Raw genomic sequence first — 16,301 nt, 5'->3', positions numbered from 1 at the left:
TATGATGAGTTATTGAACAGTTTGCCCAGAAGTTGGCGCCCGGACCTGAATGAGGCGGTCCGTTCACAATGCAGGACTTACGTACGAGGGTCGTACCTGTCACGTATTTGTGGCGCTCCAAGTGCTTGTTTAAGATACCTTCCCTTGAAATACGACCGGTATTTTCCAGCCGAGTGCTGAGTGCCGTCGGCGCGGATTGTAGAAGCCATTGATGATTGAAAGATGGCAGTTTCGGCTTGTCGCCGGGTTTCCTATGACCGTGGTGTCACGGTAACGCGCCAAGTTTGCAAGTTGTCTTGCAGATCGTTGATCAAGCGACGTCTGCTGCGGGTTTCCATGTCTTGAATGCTTCTAGCCGATCGTAGCGGATGGTGAGAGCGGAACGATGGCGGGCTAGTGCGGAAACGGAATCGCGGGTTACAGATTGCATCGAGATGAAGCGTTGAAAACTACCCGCCGATCAGAAACTCTACATCACCCGCTCTCGTTTTCGGAAAGGGATATGGCTGTTTTCAGCCCGGTTATTGGGCCCCTCATGAGACCAATGATTAGGGCCAGGTGCGACTTCGCGTTTCGCCGCCCCTTAGGAGCGCAGCTTGCTTGTCCGCCATGATCCGTTTGGGAACGAAGCCTTAGCGTTCTATCGATTTGACCAAAAAATTGCTTTGCCGCGCATGTCTCACCTAGATTAAAGGATGCCCTCAATAAAAAAAGCTGGTGCCAGTAAAACCGGCTCGAGATCGTCACGGACGACTTCGTCCAAGTGCTAGACATCGCCGGCACGCGGCTGCCATCTTCGCCAAACGTGGGCGATCATCGGGCCAAACTTGACGGTCTAGCGCCGGATCGTGTCGTACGAAACGTCCACGCCACGGTCTAGCATCAACTCTTCAACCGCGCCCAGGCCCAGATTGAACCGGGCGTAGAGCCAGACACCATGAGCAATGTACGCACGCATTGTGATGATGACAGTGATCTCGCCAAAAACGCGCCGATACTCGACCTGAAGCTTGTCATGTGACACTGGAAGATAGCGCTCCAGACCCGCTATCTGAGCATCACTCCGCCAGACCAGATCAAACTGCTCCGTTTTTAATGGGTGAATCATACGGATTCGTTCCGATCATATGGTCTTGACCTTCGCCGCGTGAAGCCGGGTATGGCAGGCTCATGGCGACAGAAATCCGCAGCTTTCACTGTAGCTCCGATTCTTCAAGGCAATGCGGTTTTGGCCACGATATCAAACCTTTCAGACTTATGAGCAGATTCTAACCGGGTGCGGGGGGCTATGCGTGCCCCAAGTTCATCTGTTAACATTCCTAGATCATTTGGAAAATCAGTATACTGGCCCACGCCGTTTGATCGCGTCACGCATTTTTTCTGGCGTTGTGGAAAAAATGTGTTACACGGAGAGAAACCCGGATGACACGGATTCACGAGGCAGGGCAAATGAATACGAGCGGATCAGCGTCCCTAGGCAGGCATGCGGGGCTTATCTCGAGTCAGCTTATACAGCATCGGGAGCGCTTACTTGAGCCCAACAAAGAAAAGGTCCTGCGGCCTTTTTCTTTCAAGGAGGCGTGCCACTACATCGGCGTGAACGAAAACTCCCTGCGACACACCCTACGTACCAATCCGGCTCTGCCTCAAGGAACACTCCTTCGGGGCACGCGTCGTTATTTCGAAGCTTCCGAGATCCATGCGATCAGAGACTTCCTGATCGAGAATGACCGGCTCGAAAGCAAGAACATTACGCGCAGACAGGATGGCGAGCGCTCTCAGGTCGTCAGTATCGTGAACCTGAAAGGTGGCGCTGGAAAAACCTCTACCGCCGCCAGCGTCGCATCCGCCTTGGCTTTGCGTGGTTATAGGGTGGCAGTCATTGACCTCGACGCTCAGGCTAGCACGACACAATTTTGCGGGATCATCCCAGAGCGTGAGCCGGACATGCTCACACTCTATGACGCGATCCGCTACCCTGATGCTTCTGATCCCGAAGGAACCCAGCGGATCGATATTCGCGAGGTGATCCGGGAAACGCATATCCCCAATCTCAGCCTGATCCCCTCCAATATGCATATCATGGAGTTCGAGCATGAGACCGCAGTCAACGATCAGAAGAAATTCCCGTTCTTCGTCCGCGTAGAGGAGGCACTCGCGCCCATCCGCGATGACTTTGACGTGTTCTTGGTCGACTGCCCGCCGCAAATGAGTTTTGCAGTTATAGCATCTCTTTTTGCCAGCTCCGGGCTTCTTGTCCCCGTCACGGCCTCCTTCATCGATGTCATGAGCCTCGGTACATTCCTCGGGATGGCCGGTGAGATGATGTCGGTTTTGGAGGGGCGTCAGGGCGCTCGACCCTACGACTGGATTAAATACCTGATCACAAGGTACAACCCCACCGACCAGCCGCAAATTCAGGTCGCCAGCTATTTAAGGTCCATCCTGGAAGATGCGGTAATGGCCAGCGAGTTCTATTTGTCGGCCGCGATCGCGGATGCGGCGAATAGTGCGGAGACCATTGCGGAAGTCGATCCGTCAAGTTTCAACCGCCAGACCTATCAGCGTGCTTGGGATTCCGTGACAAGGGTCGTTACGGAGTTTGAAGGTCTTGTCCATCAATCGTGGGGGAGAGATATCAATGGCGCGTAAAGGCATTTTCTCAGCAAGTCTTGAGCGGACTTTGTCCGGTGGTGAGGATACGCAGGAAGCCCCCTCCCCTACCCCAAGCACTACCACTGCAGCGCCCACGTCTGGCAGCCCAACCGTCCGACGCTTTCGAGAAACATATGACGATCTGAGGAATCAGACGATTCAAGAAATCGACGTCAACCTCATCGGTCAGAGTAAATATCAGGACCGCTTCGATGTGTCCGCGGAAATCGACACGCTTGTCGAATCCATTCGCGAGTCCGGCCAACAAGTCCCCGTATTGCTCAGAGCTGCGGCACCTGGTTCCGGCTTCGAATACGAGCCGGTCTACGGTCGGCGTCGGATCGCGGCCTGTCGTATTCTTGGCATTCCGGTAAAAGCCTATATAGGGGAGCTGGACGATGAGACTTTGGTCGTTGCCCAAGGTCTGGAAAACGCTGAGCGTCTAGAGAATAGCTACATCGAAAAATCCGCCTTTATCACTCAACTGCTCGATAGCGGTATGAAGACAGGAGTGATTGAACGAGCCTTGAACATTCCGAAAGGTGAGGTGAGTCGGATGGCGAAGGTCATTCGAGAGATTCCTAGTGAGCTTATCAATGCAATCGGACCGGCTCATGGCATCGGTCGGAGGCAATGGAACGCGCTGGCAAAGATCACAGCGCATGTGGAGACCCGCCGGATCAAAAGAACGGTAGAATCCCTGCCCGAGGAGATGGATAGCCGCAGCCGTTTCAACACTGTCCTTCAGGGTTTGAAACGCGGTTCTGAGCAGGCGTCAAGCAAGTTAGAGAAGCGCTCGGTTGCAAAAGGCCATGTTGAACTATCGCCCAGCTCTAAGGGCATTAGCATCAGGGTAAAGGATAAATCCGACGCCGCCTTCATTGAATGGCTCCAGGATCAAACCGAAAAACTGTATTGGCAATGGAAATCAGAGCATGAATAACATAAACCATTGTTTATTAAAGATTATTTGGCGTTTGGGAAAAATCATGTACCGCGGTACATGTCCTCCCATACCCGCCAAATAAAACGACTCTACAAGAGTCAAGTTCCAATCCAGCTAAGGCAGCAATAAGATAAGAAAGGAGGCAGACGTAGCGCAAAAAGAAACCCCCCGAAACCGTAGTCTCGAAGGGCCCCAAGTGATTTAAGCACCTCTTGGATACCCTGCCAGAGAATCGATTGCAACACCGTTTTCGGTGAATGGTATCTCTTTGCCGTCTGAAAATTTATGAAACAGGCGAAAACCACGGCATTTTATGCCGGAGGGCGGAGCAGCTGTGCCCCTACCCTTTCCGGAACCAGGCCTTCTGTCACGCGCCGCGATCTTCTTACCGCAGTAAAGAATAGCAGCCAAAGCTATGGCCTCACGCCGAGCTCGATACTCGTGTTAGATACGCTTCTAAGCTTCCTCCCAAGCAGAGACCGAGACACAGGCATTGAGAGTGCTCTTAGTCCAGATGATTTGTTGGTGGTTTATCCATCGAACAAATCCATCTGCCTGCGAGCCAATCGCATGAGTGATCGTGTGCTCCGCCGCCACATCGCGAAGCTCTGCGAAATCGGTTTCATCGCGCGCAAGGACAGCGCCACCAGAAAGCGCTTCCCGCTCCGGGTTGGCGGAGTTGTTCGAGATGCTTTCGGCTTTGATCTCTCCCCCCTACTCCGCATCTACCCCGAGCTGGTGGCTGAGGCGGCAAGGCTCGAACTCCAAGCCTCGGAGCTGCGCTCGATGCGCTCCAAGGCGCTGGCAATTCGTGCCGATCTTCTTCGTGCTTCTGAGCAGTTGACCGACGCACAGATCGATTACCTCGCTGAGGTCAAGAAGATCCTTCGCAGAACCTCGTTGAAGCCCGAGGGTGTCGCTGCACTCATTCGCGAGATGCGTGCTCTGAAAGATGACACTCAAAGACGCCGCTCTTCGTCTGGAGAGACCATTCAAACGTCTCAGCCTCACCACAGAGCCCCTTCCCCTACCCCGGCTACCGCCGACCAGCTACAACGAACTGAGCCTAAAGAAATGGCCCTGCAGGAACTTGAGCGCTGTACAACCTGTACTCGACACGAACGGAACCTAGAGATTGATGCGCCCAGGTCAGTACCCTTATCAGGCCGGAAAGTCGGAGTTGAGCGCGCAAATCGTGCCCGGGACCGCCTTGCGGATACACCGAAAGAGTCCGCCAGGGACGGTCAAAATAGCCGCCAAGTAGAGTCTGTAAAAATAGAGCCTAATAAGAAAGCGCACGATGAATATGGACGCCTCATCGCAGTTTGGGAACGCTGTCCCACTATAGCAAGCTTCTACCCTGAAGCTATTCAATCTCCCTCGCGCCTTCGGGAAGCGGTTTTTCTCTTTGGGTCCTTTCTGACTCTGAAAAGTGATGTCCTGGCAAAGGGCGTAGCCTTAATCGGATGGCCGAATATGATTAGCGCATTGGAATATCTGGCTGAGAATGCGAAGCGTATCAAATCACCCGCAGCTTACTTCCACTCTATGATCGCAGGGTTCATTGCGGGCAAGCCTGTTGCGGGCACTTGATAACGTAGATGCACTTTGCCTAAGCAAACCTGTACCGCGGTACAGATTACCAAGGATGCATAGCTGATAGTGATTCCCAGGGCTGCTCATACAGACGCTGGCGCGAGCATTTTCCGGTTCATGCTTATGAAGACACGGTTCGATTCCTATCTTCGACTATATGGCTGCGCGAAAACATGTACCGCGGTACACGTAGCTCAACGTGTGAGATTACAGTGGTTTCACCGTCCGAAACCTGACTACGCCTGAGCCCGCAATCTGGCCGAGCATAACCGATAGCATAATTCATTTGATGGGGTACGACCGCAATTCGCTTGTAGTAATCTGTACCGCGGTACAAGCTAAACTGGGCATTCGAAACCGGATTTCTTATCCTTGGTCAAATTGACGGCGCCAACGTCTTCCGACTATTCGTGTTCATCTCAATAGGTTCGTTGATAAGCGGACTAGAGATCGCTATTGCGGAGCCTGCTGCGCGTCTCAGACTCCTCGAAACGGGATCACAGCGAGTGTCACCATCAGATGAAACAGCTATCTGCAATGGAGTTTTCAAGCCTACCGTGGCCGAAGGAATATGTCAGAGGCATACAAACCCTTCACTGTGTCCCGGCCAATACAGAAAGCACCTGCTGATCAAAGTTAAAATAAAACTGCGGTTATTTCATCCGGCCCAAATCGTAGTGTGCACGACATCTTCAGCGACAACTGTCTAATGAGGCACATACATAAGCCTCACTCCGAAATGAGAAGGGCTTCAAGCTATTTTAATGCACAATCATTGCTGAATTAGACTTCTACGATCGACCGCTGTTGCGCCTGCCGCAATGGTCCGCCCGCGAAGGCTCCGGGAAAAAGTCAGAATACAGATGTGACATTAGCTAAAAATGCCTTCGCGCAATCCTATCTTATCGAGCTCATCCAACTGCTAAGCGATGGTTTCCGCGAGCACATGGCAAACTAAAATGCACCCTTAGGGTTCCTGGCGTTGTCGATATTGATCGTCAGTAGCGAGCCGGGTTTTCATCGTGACTTCGCGGATTCCTTGCAGCTTCGGCTGCACTAGGAAGCTAGTTGTTTTGCATGTATGCTGATTAGGGGCAGGGACCTGGCAGTTTGATTACTTCTTAGGAGACCATGGGTTGCGGGCTATAATAACTAAGCCGGCGGAGGGGGTTATCCCGTCACTGGCTTCCACGTCTATTGGGACACAACGGTGCCAACCGAAAGGACTGCAGAACATAGAGCCATACTTGATCCTCAATCGGAACCAGAGGAACCAAAGTTAAGGAAGGCTTTGGATAAGCTTTTCGCAGGAGGAGCTGATGCACCGTAGGACTCCCCTCCTTACCTCCGATGTTGTGCACACCGCCACAATCTTTCATCAATCAGCTCACCCATTCTGCGATGTTGTCAGGGCTTTTGGTCCAAGAGAGTATCTACCCAGTGATAGGTTCTTACACCTGCAGGTCATCATTGTCGTGCGCCGTTTGTCGGGTTGCGTTCCATCAATATGACAATCCAGTCCAGCATTTCGCTATGTGAGGCGGTCAGTTCAGCACCGATGCACACGCTACGCCTATCGCTCCATACACAGCCGCAATTTCGAAGCTGCCGTAGCAGGAAACGAGTCGTGTAAAGATAGGCGATCTGCGGCTTCTCAAAAAACGTGCCATATGCTTGAGGCGGAGAAGCTGGGAGTCGTCGGTAGGACTGCGCGAGCGCTTCAGTGATCGAGATTTCAATCGGTTCTGATGTCTGCGGGGTGGCCATCAGAGTAGTACCCCTCCGTCAGACACTGCCGAGTTTCAATCCGTCCAATGCTAGGATAAAGCATCTGTTCCTCGGCCCCCCAATAGTCTAGGCTCGGCGCGGATCATGATGTTCGCATGCCCGAGAAACAGCGACTCCGCAGAATCCTTGCCTTGCGTTATTGTCAAATTGTTCGGAAAAATCAACGTATCGATCGAACACTTCTAGGTCTCCTTATCACAGGGTAGGGGCCAAGAAGCTGCATTTGCGAAAGATTGTTTGATATAAACTCAAACTGTACTCGTCTCAGAATACCTAACGGGTCTCGTTCTTCGTTATATGAAAATATGCTTCCCCATCCTTTAGAATCATTCTAAAGTACTAGGGCAGGTTTCAGGGTTAGCTGGTACTGAGCGGGCTCCTACGGGCAAACACTTCTGTTGAGATCAAGGCGTATCATGGATCCCGTCTTCGCTGTATTTGTTGCTGCAATTGTCACGGCGCTCGCAACGGGGCTTGGTCCTTTGCCATTTCTGATCTGGCGCAGTATGACGCCCAAAGCCGTCTCAGTTTGCAATGGCATCGCGGCAGGTCTGATGATCGCAGCCAGCTTCAGTCTGCTCCAGGAAGGAGCTGACTTAGGTCCTATTCGCACCATCTTCGGATTGGTTGGAGGTTTGCTGTTCATCGCGCTCAGTCACAAGCTCATCGAGCGCAAAGAAGACTTCCACATTGGGGCCATCAAGGGCGCAGATGCCATTAAGATGCTCATGATTGTCGGAATAATGACTTTGCATTCTGCTGCTGAGGGTGTGGGCGTCGGAGTAGCCTTCGCAGGTGAAGACAATTTGGGCGAGTTCATTACTGCCGCCATCGCCGTTCACAATATCCCAGAGGGTCTTGCCATAGCGCTTGTACTGGTACCAAGGGGCGCCAGGGTCTGGCAGGCAATGGGCTGGAGCGTTTTCTCAAGCTTGCCTCAGCCGACCTTGGCTGTACCCTCCTTCATGTTTGTTACCTTCTTTACGCCTTTCCTACCCGTTGGATTGGGCCTTGCTGCCGGCGCGATGATTTGGATGACACTGTCCGAATTAATCCCTGAAGCATTGGAAAACGCCGCAAGCCCAATGATCGCCAGCGCTGTAACAATGTCGATTGCTGGAATGCTTTTATTTGAACTCATGCTACGAGCGTTCTGATCAAAGGAAGCCACGGTCATTCATGCAGTAGACCGCGTGCCAAATCGGTTCCTAGGACTTGGATCGTACCGAGCGGAGAATAGTGTATGTGGGCTCTTCCGATCATCTGTAGAGCGCGAAGCGGGGTCCTGTCCCAGGGAGAGGTGTAACTTCTGGTAGCGCTTTTGGTGGCGTCCGCGCCCTTCATGAGGCGCCGTAGGACGTCATCAAAGGCGCGGTGGTCATCGGTGAATTTTCGGTAAGGTCGGGTTGCGAACATCAACCTGAACCGAAGGAAGACCCCGATGACCAAACCCATGATGGACCTGAAAGAGCTTGTCGAGAAGAGCGCGGATGCCGATCTTCTTCGAGATATGATCGGTTTTGCCGCCGAAAGGCTGATGGAACTGGAGGTCGGCGCAAAAACCGGGGCCGACTATCATCAGAAGACGTCGGAGCGGAAGGCGCAGAGAAACGGCTACCGCGAACGCGATTGGCAGACGCGAGCCGGGAACGTGGAACTGCGGATTCCGAAGCTGCGCACCGGCAGCTATTTTCCTTCTTTCCTGGAGCCGCGGCGGGCGACAGAGAAGGCGTTGAGCGCGGTTATCCAAGAAGCTTATGTCCATGGCGTCTCAACCCGTTCTATGGACGATCTCGTCCAGGCGATGGGTGGGACCGGCATCTCGAAGAGCCAGGTTAGCCGCCTGTGCGAGGAGATCGACGAGCGGGTCGATGCCTTCCTTACCCGTCCAATTGACGGCGAATGGCCCTACCTTTGGATCGATGCGACTTATCTCAAGGTCCGCCAGGGCGGGCGTATCGTCTCCGTTGCCGTCACCATCGCCGTCGGCGTCAATACAGACGGCCGCAGAGAGGTGCTGGGCATGTCCATCGGCCCGTCCGAGGCCGAAACCTTCTGGACGGAGTTTCTGCGCGATCTGGTGCGGCGCGGGCTATGTGGTGTGAAGCTGGTCATCAGTGATGCCCATGAAGGCATCAAGGCCTCAGTCGCACGCGTGCTGAACACGAGCTGGCAGCGTTGTCGGGTGCATTTCCAGAGGAACGCTCTTGCGCATGCAGGCAAGAGCAGCCGACGCGTCGTCTCCGCCTTTATCGCAACCGCTTTTGCACAGCCAGACCATGCGGCGGCGAAAGTCCAATGGCGCAACGTCGCCGACCAGATGCGGTCCAAGCTGCCTAGGCTCTCTGGGCTGATGGATGATGCCGAGGAAGACGTGCTCGCCTACATGACCTTTCCCCAACAGCATCGGACGAAGTTGCATTCGACGAATCCGATTGAACGTTTGAACGGCGAGATCAAGCGCAGGACAGACGTCGTCGGGATCTTTCCAAATGAGGCTGCCATACGTCGCCTCGTCGGCGCCATCCTCATGGAGCAGACCGAAGAATGGACTGTGCAGCGTGCGCGATACATGACGCTGGAAACCTTGGCACCGGTCTGCGATGATCCCATCATCAGCCTGCCTGCAACTCAGACGGACTGATCAGCTCGGCCGTCGAAAGCGCCCGGCCAGCCGCGAGTTACACCACGCTATGGGGCATGATCCGAAGCGGCTCAGCAGCCTTTGGCGCGGGTAGCAACAGCTTTCTTTGCTTGGCCTGTCGACGCCACGGCGACAGTTGGATCGGAAGGACGCCATATCGCTCAGCGATAGCGTTCACCGTTGCACCGACCTCAAGCGTGTCCGCCACCGCCTGTGCCTTTGTGGTATCCGACCATCGGCGGTGGCCGGACGCATAGTTCTCAAGGCCAACGCTTGCACAATACTCAATGAGCACTCTGAGCGCGCGGGTCCCACCCGCTTTCGACGGCATCTAGGAGTGCTTCGATATATGGTTTTCCGTGCCGATGATAGACTTCGCTGGTTGTGCGGATGTGGTCACGGAACAGCTCTGGCGGCACGATGAGATCGGGGCGGTTGCGACGGATATGGCTATGCAGGGCTTTCTCAATGCAGATTGCACGGTGGCCAGTCTTGATGTCGATCTTGCGCAGGAGAAAGCCGCGCGTCAGATCCGGATCACATTGGACTTGTCGCATGCGGAATGTTGAGTTGCTGCTGTAGCCGAGTTTGATGACGGATAGGTTCGGAACCGTGAATGCAAGGATATAGATCTCGCTCGGCTTGGAGGCCCATGTTTCGCCGCAGCCTGCGCAATCCAGATCACCGTTGCGCATATTGACGACTGCGACCTCCTGGCAATGACCGCAGGCGTGTTGGTAGTTTCGATAATTAGGCCCCTTGCGTACCGCAGGGCCGATCAATTGCCAATCATGGCATTGCGCCTCTTCTGCGTAACGGTCTTCGATGCATTCAGAACAGCTAGCTTGGTGCCCGCCTGCTGCAGCGGCTTCGATGCGATGATACTGACGCCGATCGGTGTGGCCGCAGACAAACCGGAACAGGCCGTAGTGGCGATTACCTTTGGGGTCGGCCCCGATTAGCTCGGCTCCAATGGCCCGGGCAGCCGCGGCCCGCCGGGCTTGGATACAATGCGGGCATTCGGGATTGTGGCCAAGGACAACGCTGATGCGTTTCAGGGTAGGGGCCCCGCAGACTGTGCAGCCGAGTACGACGTGCAATCGATCTTTAGCGCGGCCGATCAACTCAAAACCCTTCTGCGTCGCAGCCTCCTGCCAATGTGCGGGACGGGCGCCCTGGAAAATCAGCTGGAACTTCCCATCGATGGGAAATGGATAAGTGAATTGGCTAAGCGGCATAAAGAGCTCCTAAGAAAAAGACATGACCAATGGCACAGAGCGTAGCGCCCGGTGTGCGAAGATGCGTGAAGTTGGGGGTGGGGGCCTCGAGTGCCCCACCAATCAAGGCGCTCGGATCAAGCCGCTCCGGAACGGGCAGCCTGCTGCGCTGACATCAGTGCTTGATTGCCGTGGTGGGCTTCAAGCAAGCAAAAGGTCTCATCAAGAAGCGGGAGCACGTCTGAACCACTGCGTTTGTGTTTGTTTGCGAGTGCGAGCATTTCAGTCCCGCAGCGCATGAGGTCACCGCTGCTTGGCATCTCACCGGGACAAGTTTTGAGCAACACTTCGACGGCCGCGCGGAGATCGGGATCGACGGTGCGCATGTCCTGCAGGAGGAGAAGCGACATTGTGCAGGCGCTCCAGGCTGAAGCCGCAGCATGCCCTTGATCTGTCGCTGCCTTGGCGCCGACCTTTTGCCGGGTCTCGTGATACACCCAGTCCGCCCGCAGGGCTTCAAAATAGAGGTCCAAGAGCTTGCGGAATTCCAGCCGATCGAGCCGGATCAAGCTATTGAGCGGTTCAGTCGCGCGGGAAAGGGTGGTAGATGGTTTAGCAGCCATGCTGATGTCCTCGTCGTCAGAGTTTGGTTAGCACGGGCGTTGGAGTTGCGCCTCCGTCGCCCGTGCGCTTATATATGATACTAAGAAATCAATCTGTCAATAAGTAATATCATGAAATCACGTGGAAGACCCAAAACGGACACCGCTCCTGTTATGGTCCGGATGCCGACAGCGCTGATAGAGGCTCTTGATGAAGCGCGCCGGGCGGAGGAGGATCTGCCCACGCGGCCGGAATTGATCCGACGTATCTTGGAGGAATGGGCTGCGGGGAGGCGGGATCGATAACTTCGCGGTTTATGGGATGGGTGCTGACGAGAGCGCTGCTGTCAGCGCTGACCTGAGAGGTGACATCAGCACGGCCTGCTGGAGGGGTGTTGAAAGATGATCAAACGCGCCTCGCCTTTTGGCCAATGATGCGTAGCTTCTAACCGGCGTAGCCTCTTGGGGGCGAGGGCCCATGTCGCTGACGCTTCCCCGAGACAGGCAAGACGATAGACGGGACGATTACATGATATCAAGTAATCGCTTTGGGTTTGAGGTGCATCTCACGAGCACTCCCAACCAGGGGCCGCCGAGCTTCGGGGGCAGTTGATGACCAACCAGCTCTCACAATAATCGACGCTTAAAAGCTAGCCGGCGCGTTCACTGACCGGTACTTTCAAAGACCCGGCATCGTTGAGCACCTCTACGCGCAGAATAATTCGGTACCCAATGCCACTGAAGACGGCTTGCGCAGGTATTCATGACCTGCGCTTGATGACGCAACTCCTGATGGTTCGCGCGCGCATTGTTTTGTCAGCAAAAATCGGGACCGTCTCTCAAGCCGCCCATAAACCGGTGGTGCTCTGCATCCGGATCTGCGGCCCCTGACATGGTTTCGCTTAAAACGGGGCTGCGATCTGAGCCATTGAGATATGCTAACTGTACACAAACGCCGTCAATTAGGGGGGTTAGTGTACAGTTATGCTGTTTCCGGTCGCGGAATGCTGCCTTCTGGTTCCGTTGTGAATACCCCCCAACGATGTGCACAGATCCGAGGGGGTGGGGCGCATCTTTCCCCTTCGTCTGGCATCTTGGTCTCGCTGAGTGCGCCCAGCTTTGCAGTGGCACGAATGTCCGTGCTGAGCTGACACGTTATGCCCGGTGCTGGGATTGGCCACGGGAGGGACGGATCTCGGAACTAAGCGGGACCCTCAGGGAGCGTATTGAGGGAACACGCCCTCATCGGTGCAAACGAGGTTGGCCAGTTGCGTCGTGCCGCTCAGATCCGGGTTTGGAATAGGCGTTTTAGCGGGAGCACGGGAAGACTTCATGGCAGAGGCTTTGTCTAAAGCGGCCAAGTGATTTCCGGCGAGAAACACCGTGAGCGCCAAGAGCCCCCCTGAGAGACCGATGCGCAGCCTGCGCCCAAGAGGGGGGCGCGGGTTCACGGTGCTGCTGTTGATCGCTTCGATCTGGGTCATTTAGTCCCCTTATTAAGGGAATACGGGCAAATTATGGCATGGGTGCAGGCGGTGAGACTGTTCTCGGAGAAGGTGCCGGGCGTTCCTAGTCGAAATCGAAGCTTGCCTGGCGGGGATCGTGTTTTGGGGTGCGCGGGGGCTTTTTGAAGGGCTTCAAGGCTTCAAGCTGCGCAAAAGCCTGTGTCTGCGCCAGGCGGTCGGCCCGCAGCTGCGCGCGGGTGGCAACGAAGGATTTGACGGCAGCAAGGTCGTCTTTGGCCACCCAGTGACTGGTGCGCACCAGGCCCTGTGCGCGTTTCTTCGCATCATAGGTGCGGGAGGTCGCGGCGCTCTCCTGGCGTTCCGCTTTTGAACGGCGGCGTTTGGGTTTGATCTGATCGGGCATAGGCATGTTCGGCGATGTGCGCCGGCTCCTTATTGGGGTCTCTAGGGGGGAGCTACGCGCTGTTTTTGAGATGAATAGGTTTGGAGGGGGCTTCTTATGTGGATAACGTCACGGTCTGTGCGCGCAGTGCTGATGCATCGGGGCAGGGGGGGCTTGGGGCAAACCCCTCTCTGCCTAAAAAGAAAGAGCGGGGGCAGGGGGCGCGGCAGGAGCGTAGAAAGCCCCTGTTTACCAGGGCTGATCCATATGCGAGCGGCTGCCCGCAAAGGGGGCCTGGATGCCCGCCGCGACCAGAAAGGCCTCTTCCATCTTGGCATAATCGTCCGGCGTGTCCGGAACGTCATTGTACTCTTTGTAAGTAATGTAGCCGTAGGGGGCCTTTTCCTCTTCAATAAGATTGGACCCTTCGATGCACACCAGCATTTCGCCGTCACCGGCGTCATAGACCGCGATACACTGCTCATCTTCGTCAATATCCGGGCGGCGCCAAAAGAGGTCTTCATCTTTGATGCCCAGCTCGAGGCGCTGCAGATTGCAGATATCTTTGGTGGTCGCATCAAGCCAATATTTTTCAAACCACCACATCACATCTTCGATCAGCGCGGCCTGGGCCACGATGGCATCGGCCTTTGACCCGGTCTCAATGGCTTTCTCGAAGGCCGCTTTCTGCTCCGGGCTCAGATCGAAGTTGGAGCCTTCATAAGCGGGGACGAAGCTCACGTAGAGGTAAGGCGTGTAGCGCGTCGAAAGACTGACGTTCACACTCCAAGTTTCATCGAGATCGATATATTCGTCGTCGAGATCAATGAGGGCGGAGTAGGCCTGGATTTTGACGTTACTCCCCGGCACCTCGCAGGCCGCAGCCGCGCCGATATCGCCGTCCTCGTCGAGCGACCAGCCGCGGGATTTGAGCTCGGTCCAACTGGCAGCGCCGTGTTTGGCGGCCGCTTCGGCAAGCGCTGCGGCCTTGGTGGTGACGCCCTGGGCTGCCGCCTTTTTTGCCGCGGCTTTGATATCAGAGAGGTTTTCGCCGGTGGCGAGCATGTTGAGTTTCTGCATTGTCGTTCTTCTTTCTTGTTGCCAATTTGGCGTTTGCGGTGAAAGCGCTGTAGGGCGCCCTTGGTAAGGCGAAGATGCGCGCCGGATCTGCATGGCGCAAATTTTGGGGCCCTAATTAATGTGGATAACCTTGGCGGAGGTCATCTAAGTCTCTGTTTATAAATGGAGACTTTAAAAGTGGTGAATGCGGCCGCAAAGCGCGAGCCACGCCCCCCGTGTCATTCTTTAGTAAGGATATGGGGAACCCGAACACTCTGGGCGGGCAGGGTCAGCTCGTCGGGTTGGGGGAGGGAGCCGCGCAGAGAATGTTTGAACGCATAGCGTGCGGGGCTCCTGCTCGGATGACGCAGCTTATGCATGGATGTAGCATCGCTTCCGACACTTGGGGTCTTGCCAAACATGGCTCGTCTGCAGGCCAAGACCGAATGGCCGCAGGTCGCCAGCATGGAAGTTCAATGCCGCCCGTCGATGAATGATGGAGATCGAGTGTTTGCGCCGCCGATCGCTATTTTGGTCTGCCGATCGCTGCGCGCGAGACGGGACCCGAGGACGCTACATGACCGCCGTCGATTTTTTGTCAATCCGTTGGATTGCTTGCTCCGCTCGGTAATGCGTTGCTCTCGTTGTACTTCTGTGCGCACCGTGCCTCTGGGAACAGTACTTTGCCAACTAATCGCAGCGGAATGGGTTGAATGCCCGGTTGTTTCTTACCCGCGCCCATATTCCTGATCGGTATCGCTTTACATTGAACCCAAACGACCGTTGCACCCATAAGTGCGGCGTTCTCAAGCTGGCGATGCGACGTCAGACAAGATCTCATGGTGGGCTGTGAAGCGTGGTTAAGCGCTACGGAGAATGTGCCACGTAAAGCGGCGTGGCTAAAGAACGGGGCTTGGATTTACAGGCAAGGGCTGAGACCCCGCTACGTTAAAAGCTATGATGATAGCGGATCGCTAAGGTTTCTGATCCGGGGTTCGGGCTTCTAAGGCGGGCGTTGGATTTGTGGTCGAGTGCCAATGATACGCGGCTGGTATCATTCAGTTCGTACCCCAGTCCGATCAGCGTGCGGAACTGTACTTTCCCATTGAGGGGCGTCCCATTGGTGCCTTTGGTATAAAGTCCCGGCATGAAGCTGCCTTCAATGAACCAAGGGCTATCGATCAATCTCCATTGAGCAGATAGCCCTGCGCCAATGAAGATGTCCCGATCGTTGTCGAACTGTGCCGATACCGCATAAGAATAATCGGCTTGGCGCCCTTCAAAGAAGGGCGAAAAGTGATACTCCGCGACAACAGCAGGGGCTGAAGTGTCGGTATGATCGAGCACGTCGTCCACGCCCAAGCCCAGTACCACTTCGCCGCTGTATGCAGCAGACGTCGAAAGCACAAAGAATAGGGCGGTGGTCAGATGCTGCATGAAAGGGCCTAGGTTCGAAGGGGTGCAAGGCGACAGCTACGGATAAGTAGCTCGATGATATAGATAAACCTGTGCGCTTCGTACAAAGACCTAGATATAGTTGTTTGTGTGCGACACTTTATGTCCCCGCTGCTGTGACGGGAAGCTGACTGGCGTTGTTACACAGAGAGCCTTGATCAAATGCATCGACGTTGAGCTTCTCCACTTCAGCGGGCCATGCCTCTCTTTACTCAAATCTTCCCGCCAGCCTTTGAGCGTAAGCGGCGGCTACGCGGCACTTGAGATCAGCTTGACGGCTGGAAATTCCACGGAAGAAGGTCGTCGATTCGATTGGCCGGATGGCCTGCTGCAATCGCTTCAAGCGTCGCTTTGAGATATGCGAACGGTTCGACATCATTGACCTTCGCAGTCGCTATGAGAGATGCGATGCGGCCCCAGGCGTGGCCACCTTCGTCGTGACCGGCAAAAAGCGCATTCTTTCGCGTCAATGCAATTGGGCGGATCAGGTT

The 16,301-nt window shown here is 55.0% G+C and carries 16 protein-coding genes and 1 pseudogene; 6 read left to right on the top strand and 11 right to left on the bottom strand.

What is annotated here, in order from left to right:
* Positions 1-129: 129 nt before the first annotated feature.
* Positions 130-251: pseudogene (locus ACGYKA_RS15215) on the bottom strand (IS3 family transposase); the annotation flags it as partial.
* 584 nt (positions 252-835) lie between these two features.
* Positions 836-1,108 carry a hypothetical protein gene (locus ACGYKA_RS15210; RefSeq protein WP_271690145.1) on the bottom strand — a complete coding sequence of 91 codons (273 nt, stop codon included), beginning with the start codon at positions 1,106-1,108 and terminating at the stop codon, positions 836-838.
* Positions 1,109-1,422: 314 nt separating this feature from the next.
* On the opposite strand from ACGYKA_RS15210, the gene repA reads away from it, so the two are divergent.
* The 3 genes from repA to repC all read left to right on the top strand — a co-directional run bounded on the left by repA (position 1,423) and on the right by repC (position 5,194).
* On the top strand, positions 1,423-2,652 hold the full coding sequence (gene repA / locus ACGYKA_RS15205; protein WP_271690146.1) for a plasmid partitioning protein RepA: 1,230 nt from the start codon (positions 1,423-1,425) through the stop codon (positions 2,650-2,652).
* Positions 2,642-3,598: a plasmid partitioning protein RepB gene (repB, locus tag ACGYKA_RS15200; protein WP_271690147.1), complete on the top strand. Its 957-nt coding sequence runs from the start codon at positions 2,642-2,644 to the stop codon at positions 3,596-3,598. Before repA ends, repB begins: the two co-directional genes overlap by 11 nt.
* A 288-nt stretch (positions 3,599-3,886) precedes the next feature.
* The gene (gene repC / locus ACGYKA_RS15195) at positions 3,887-5,194 is read left to right on the top strand and encodes a plasmid replication protein RepC (protein WP_271690148.1); all 1,308 of its coding nucleotides are present in this window, start codon (positions 3,887-3,889) and stop codon (positions 5,192-5,194) included.
* Positions 5,195-6,664: 1,470 nt separating this feature from the next.
* Here the strand turns inward: repC and ACGYKA_RS15190 are convergent.
* Complete coding sequence (locus ACGYKA_RS15190; protein WP_271690149.1) at positions 6,665-6,964, bottom strand: hypothetical protein; 300 nt, start codon at positions 6,962-6,964, stop codon at positions 6,665-6,667.
* A gap of 437 nt (positions 6,965-7,401) precedes the next feature.
* Between ACGYKA_RS15190 and ACGYKA_RS15185 the strand changes: the two genes are divergently transcribed.
* Positions 7,402-8,142 (top strand): ZIP family metal transporter, encoded by a 741-nt coding sequence (locus tag ACGYKA_RS15185; RefSeq protein WP_271690150.1) that lies wholly within the window; start codon positions 7,402-7,404, stop codon positions 8,140-8,142.
* Positions 8,143-8,426: 284 nt separating this feature from the next.
* Positions 8,427-9,629: an IS256 family transposase gene (locus ACGYKA_RS15180; protein WP_209219848.1), complete on the top strand. Its 1,203-nt coding sequence runs from the start codon at positions 8,427-8,429 to the stop codon at positions 9,627-9,629.
* A gap of 37 nt (positions 9,630-9,666) precedes the next feature.
* Here the strand turns inward: ACGYKA_RS15180 and ACGYKA_RS15175 are convergent, their stop codons facing one another.
* The 3 genes from ACGYKA_RS15175 to ACGYKA_RS15165 all read right to left on the bottom strand — a co-directional run bounded on the left by ACGYKA_RS15175 (position 9,667) and on the right by ACGYKA_RS15165 (position 11,469).
* Positions 9,667-9,960 (bottom strand): transposase, encoded by a 294-nt coding sequence (locus ACGYKA_RS15175; protein ID WP_271690151.1) that lies wholly within the window; start codon positions 9,958-9,960, stop codon positions 9,667-9,669.
* On the bottom strand, positions 9,914-10,867 hold the full coding sequence (locus ACGYKA_RS15170; protein WP_271690152.1) for a hypothetical protein: 954 nt from the start codon (positions 10,865-10,867) through the stop codon (positions 9,914-9,916). Before ACGYKA_RS15170 ends, ACGYKA_RS15175 begins: the two co-directional genes overlap by 47 nt.
* A gap of 116 nt (positions 10,868-10,983) precedes the next feature.
* Positions 10,984-11,469 carry a hypothetical protein gene (locus tag ACGYKA_RS15165; RefSeq protein ID WP_271690153.1) on the bottom strand — a complete coding sequence of 162 codons (486 nt, stop codon included), beginning with the start codon at positions 11,467-11,469 and terminating at the stop codon, positions 10,984-10,986.
* 111 nt (positions 11,470-11,580) lie between these two features.
* Between ACGYKA_RS15165 and ACGYKA_RS15160 the strand changes: the two genes are divergently transcribed.
* Positions 11,581-11,754, top strand: coding sequence for a ribbon-helix-helix protein, CopG family (locus ACGYKA_RS15160; RefSeq protein ID WP_394388883.1), 174 nt, complete (start codon positions 11,581-11,583; stop codon positions 11,752-11,754).
* Between the two features lie 908 nt (positions 11,755-12,662).
* Here the strand turns inward: ACGYKA_RS15160 and ACGYKA_RS15155 are convergent.
* The 5 genes from ACGYKA_RS15155 to ACGYKA_RS15135 all read right to left on the bottom strand — a co-directional run.
* Complete coding sequence (locus ACGYKA_RS15155; protein WP_271690154.1) at positions 12,663-12,932, bottom strand: hypothetical protein; 270 nt, start codon at positions 12,930-12,932, stop codon at positions 12,663-12,665.
* 85 nt (positions 12,933-13,017) lie between these two features.
* Positions 13,018-13,317, bottom strand: coding sequence for a hypothetical protein (locus ACGYKA_RS15150; protein WP_271690155.1), 300 nt, complete (start codon positions 13,315-13,317; stop codon positions 13,018-13,020).
* Between the two features lie 228 nt (positions 13,318-13,545).
* Entirely contained in the window at positions 13,546-14,376 is an 831-nt protein-coding gene (locus tag ACGYKA_RS15145) for a hypothetical protein (RefSeq protein ID WP_271690156.1), read from the bottom strand.
* A 927-nt stretch (positions 14,377-15,303) separates the two neighbouring features.
* Positions 15,304-15,792 carry an acyloxyacyl hydrolase gene (locus ACGYKA_RS15140; protein ID WP_271690157.1) on the bottom strand — a complete coding sequence of 163 codons (489 nt, stop codon included), beginning with the start codon at positions 15,790-15,792 and terminating at the stop codon, positions 15,304-15,306.
* A 284-nt stretch (positions 15,793-16,076) separates the two neighbouring features.
* Positions 16,077-16,301: transposase domain-containing protein (locus ACGYKA_RS15135; protein ID WP_394439114.1), on the bottom strand; the 225-nt coding region annotated here is incomplete at its 5' end.

This window comes from Sulfitobacter sp. 1A15106, assembly GCF_043556995.1.
In the GTDB taxonomy this organism is placed as follows: Bacteria; Pseudomonadota; Alphaproteobacteria; order Rhodobacterales; family Rhodobacteraceae; genus Sulfitobacter; species Sulfitobacter faviae.
Note: the sequence above shows the minus strand (reverse complement) of the source record. Positions and strands in the feature narration are given on the sequence as shown.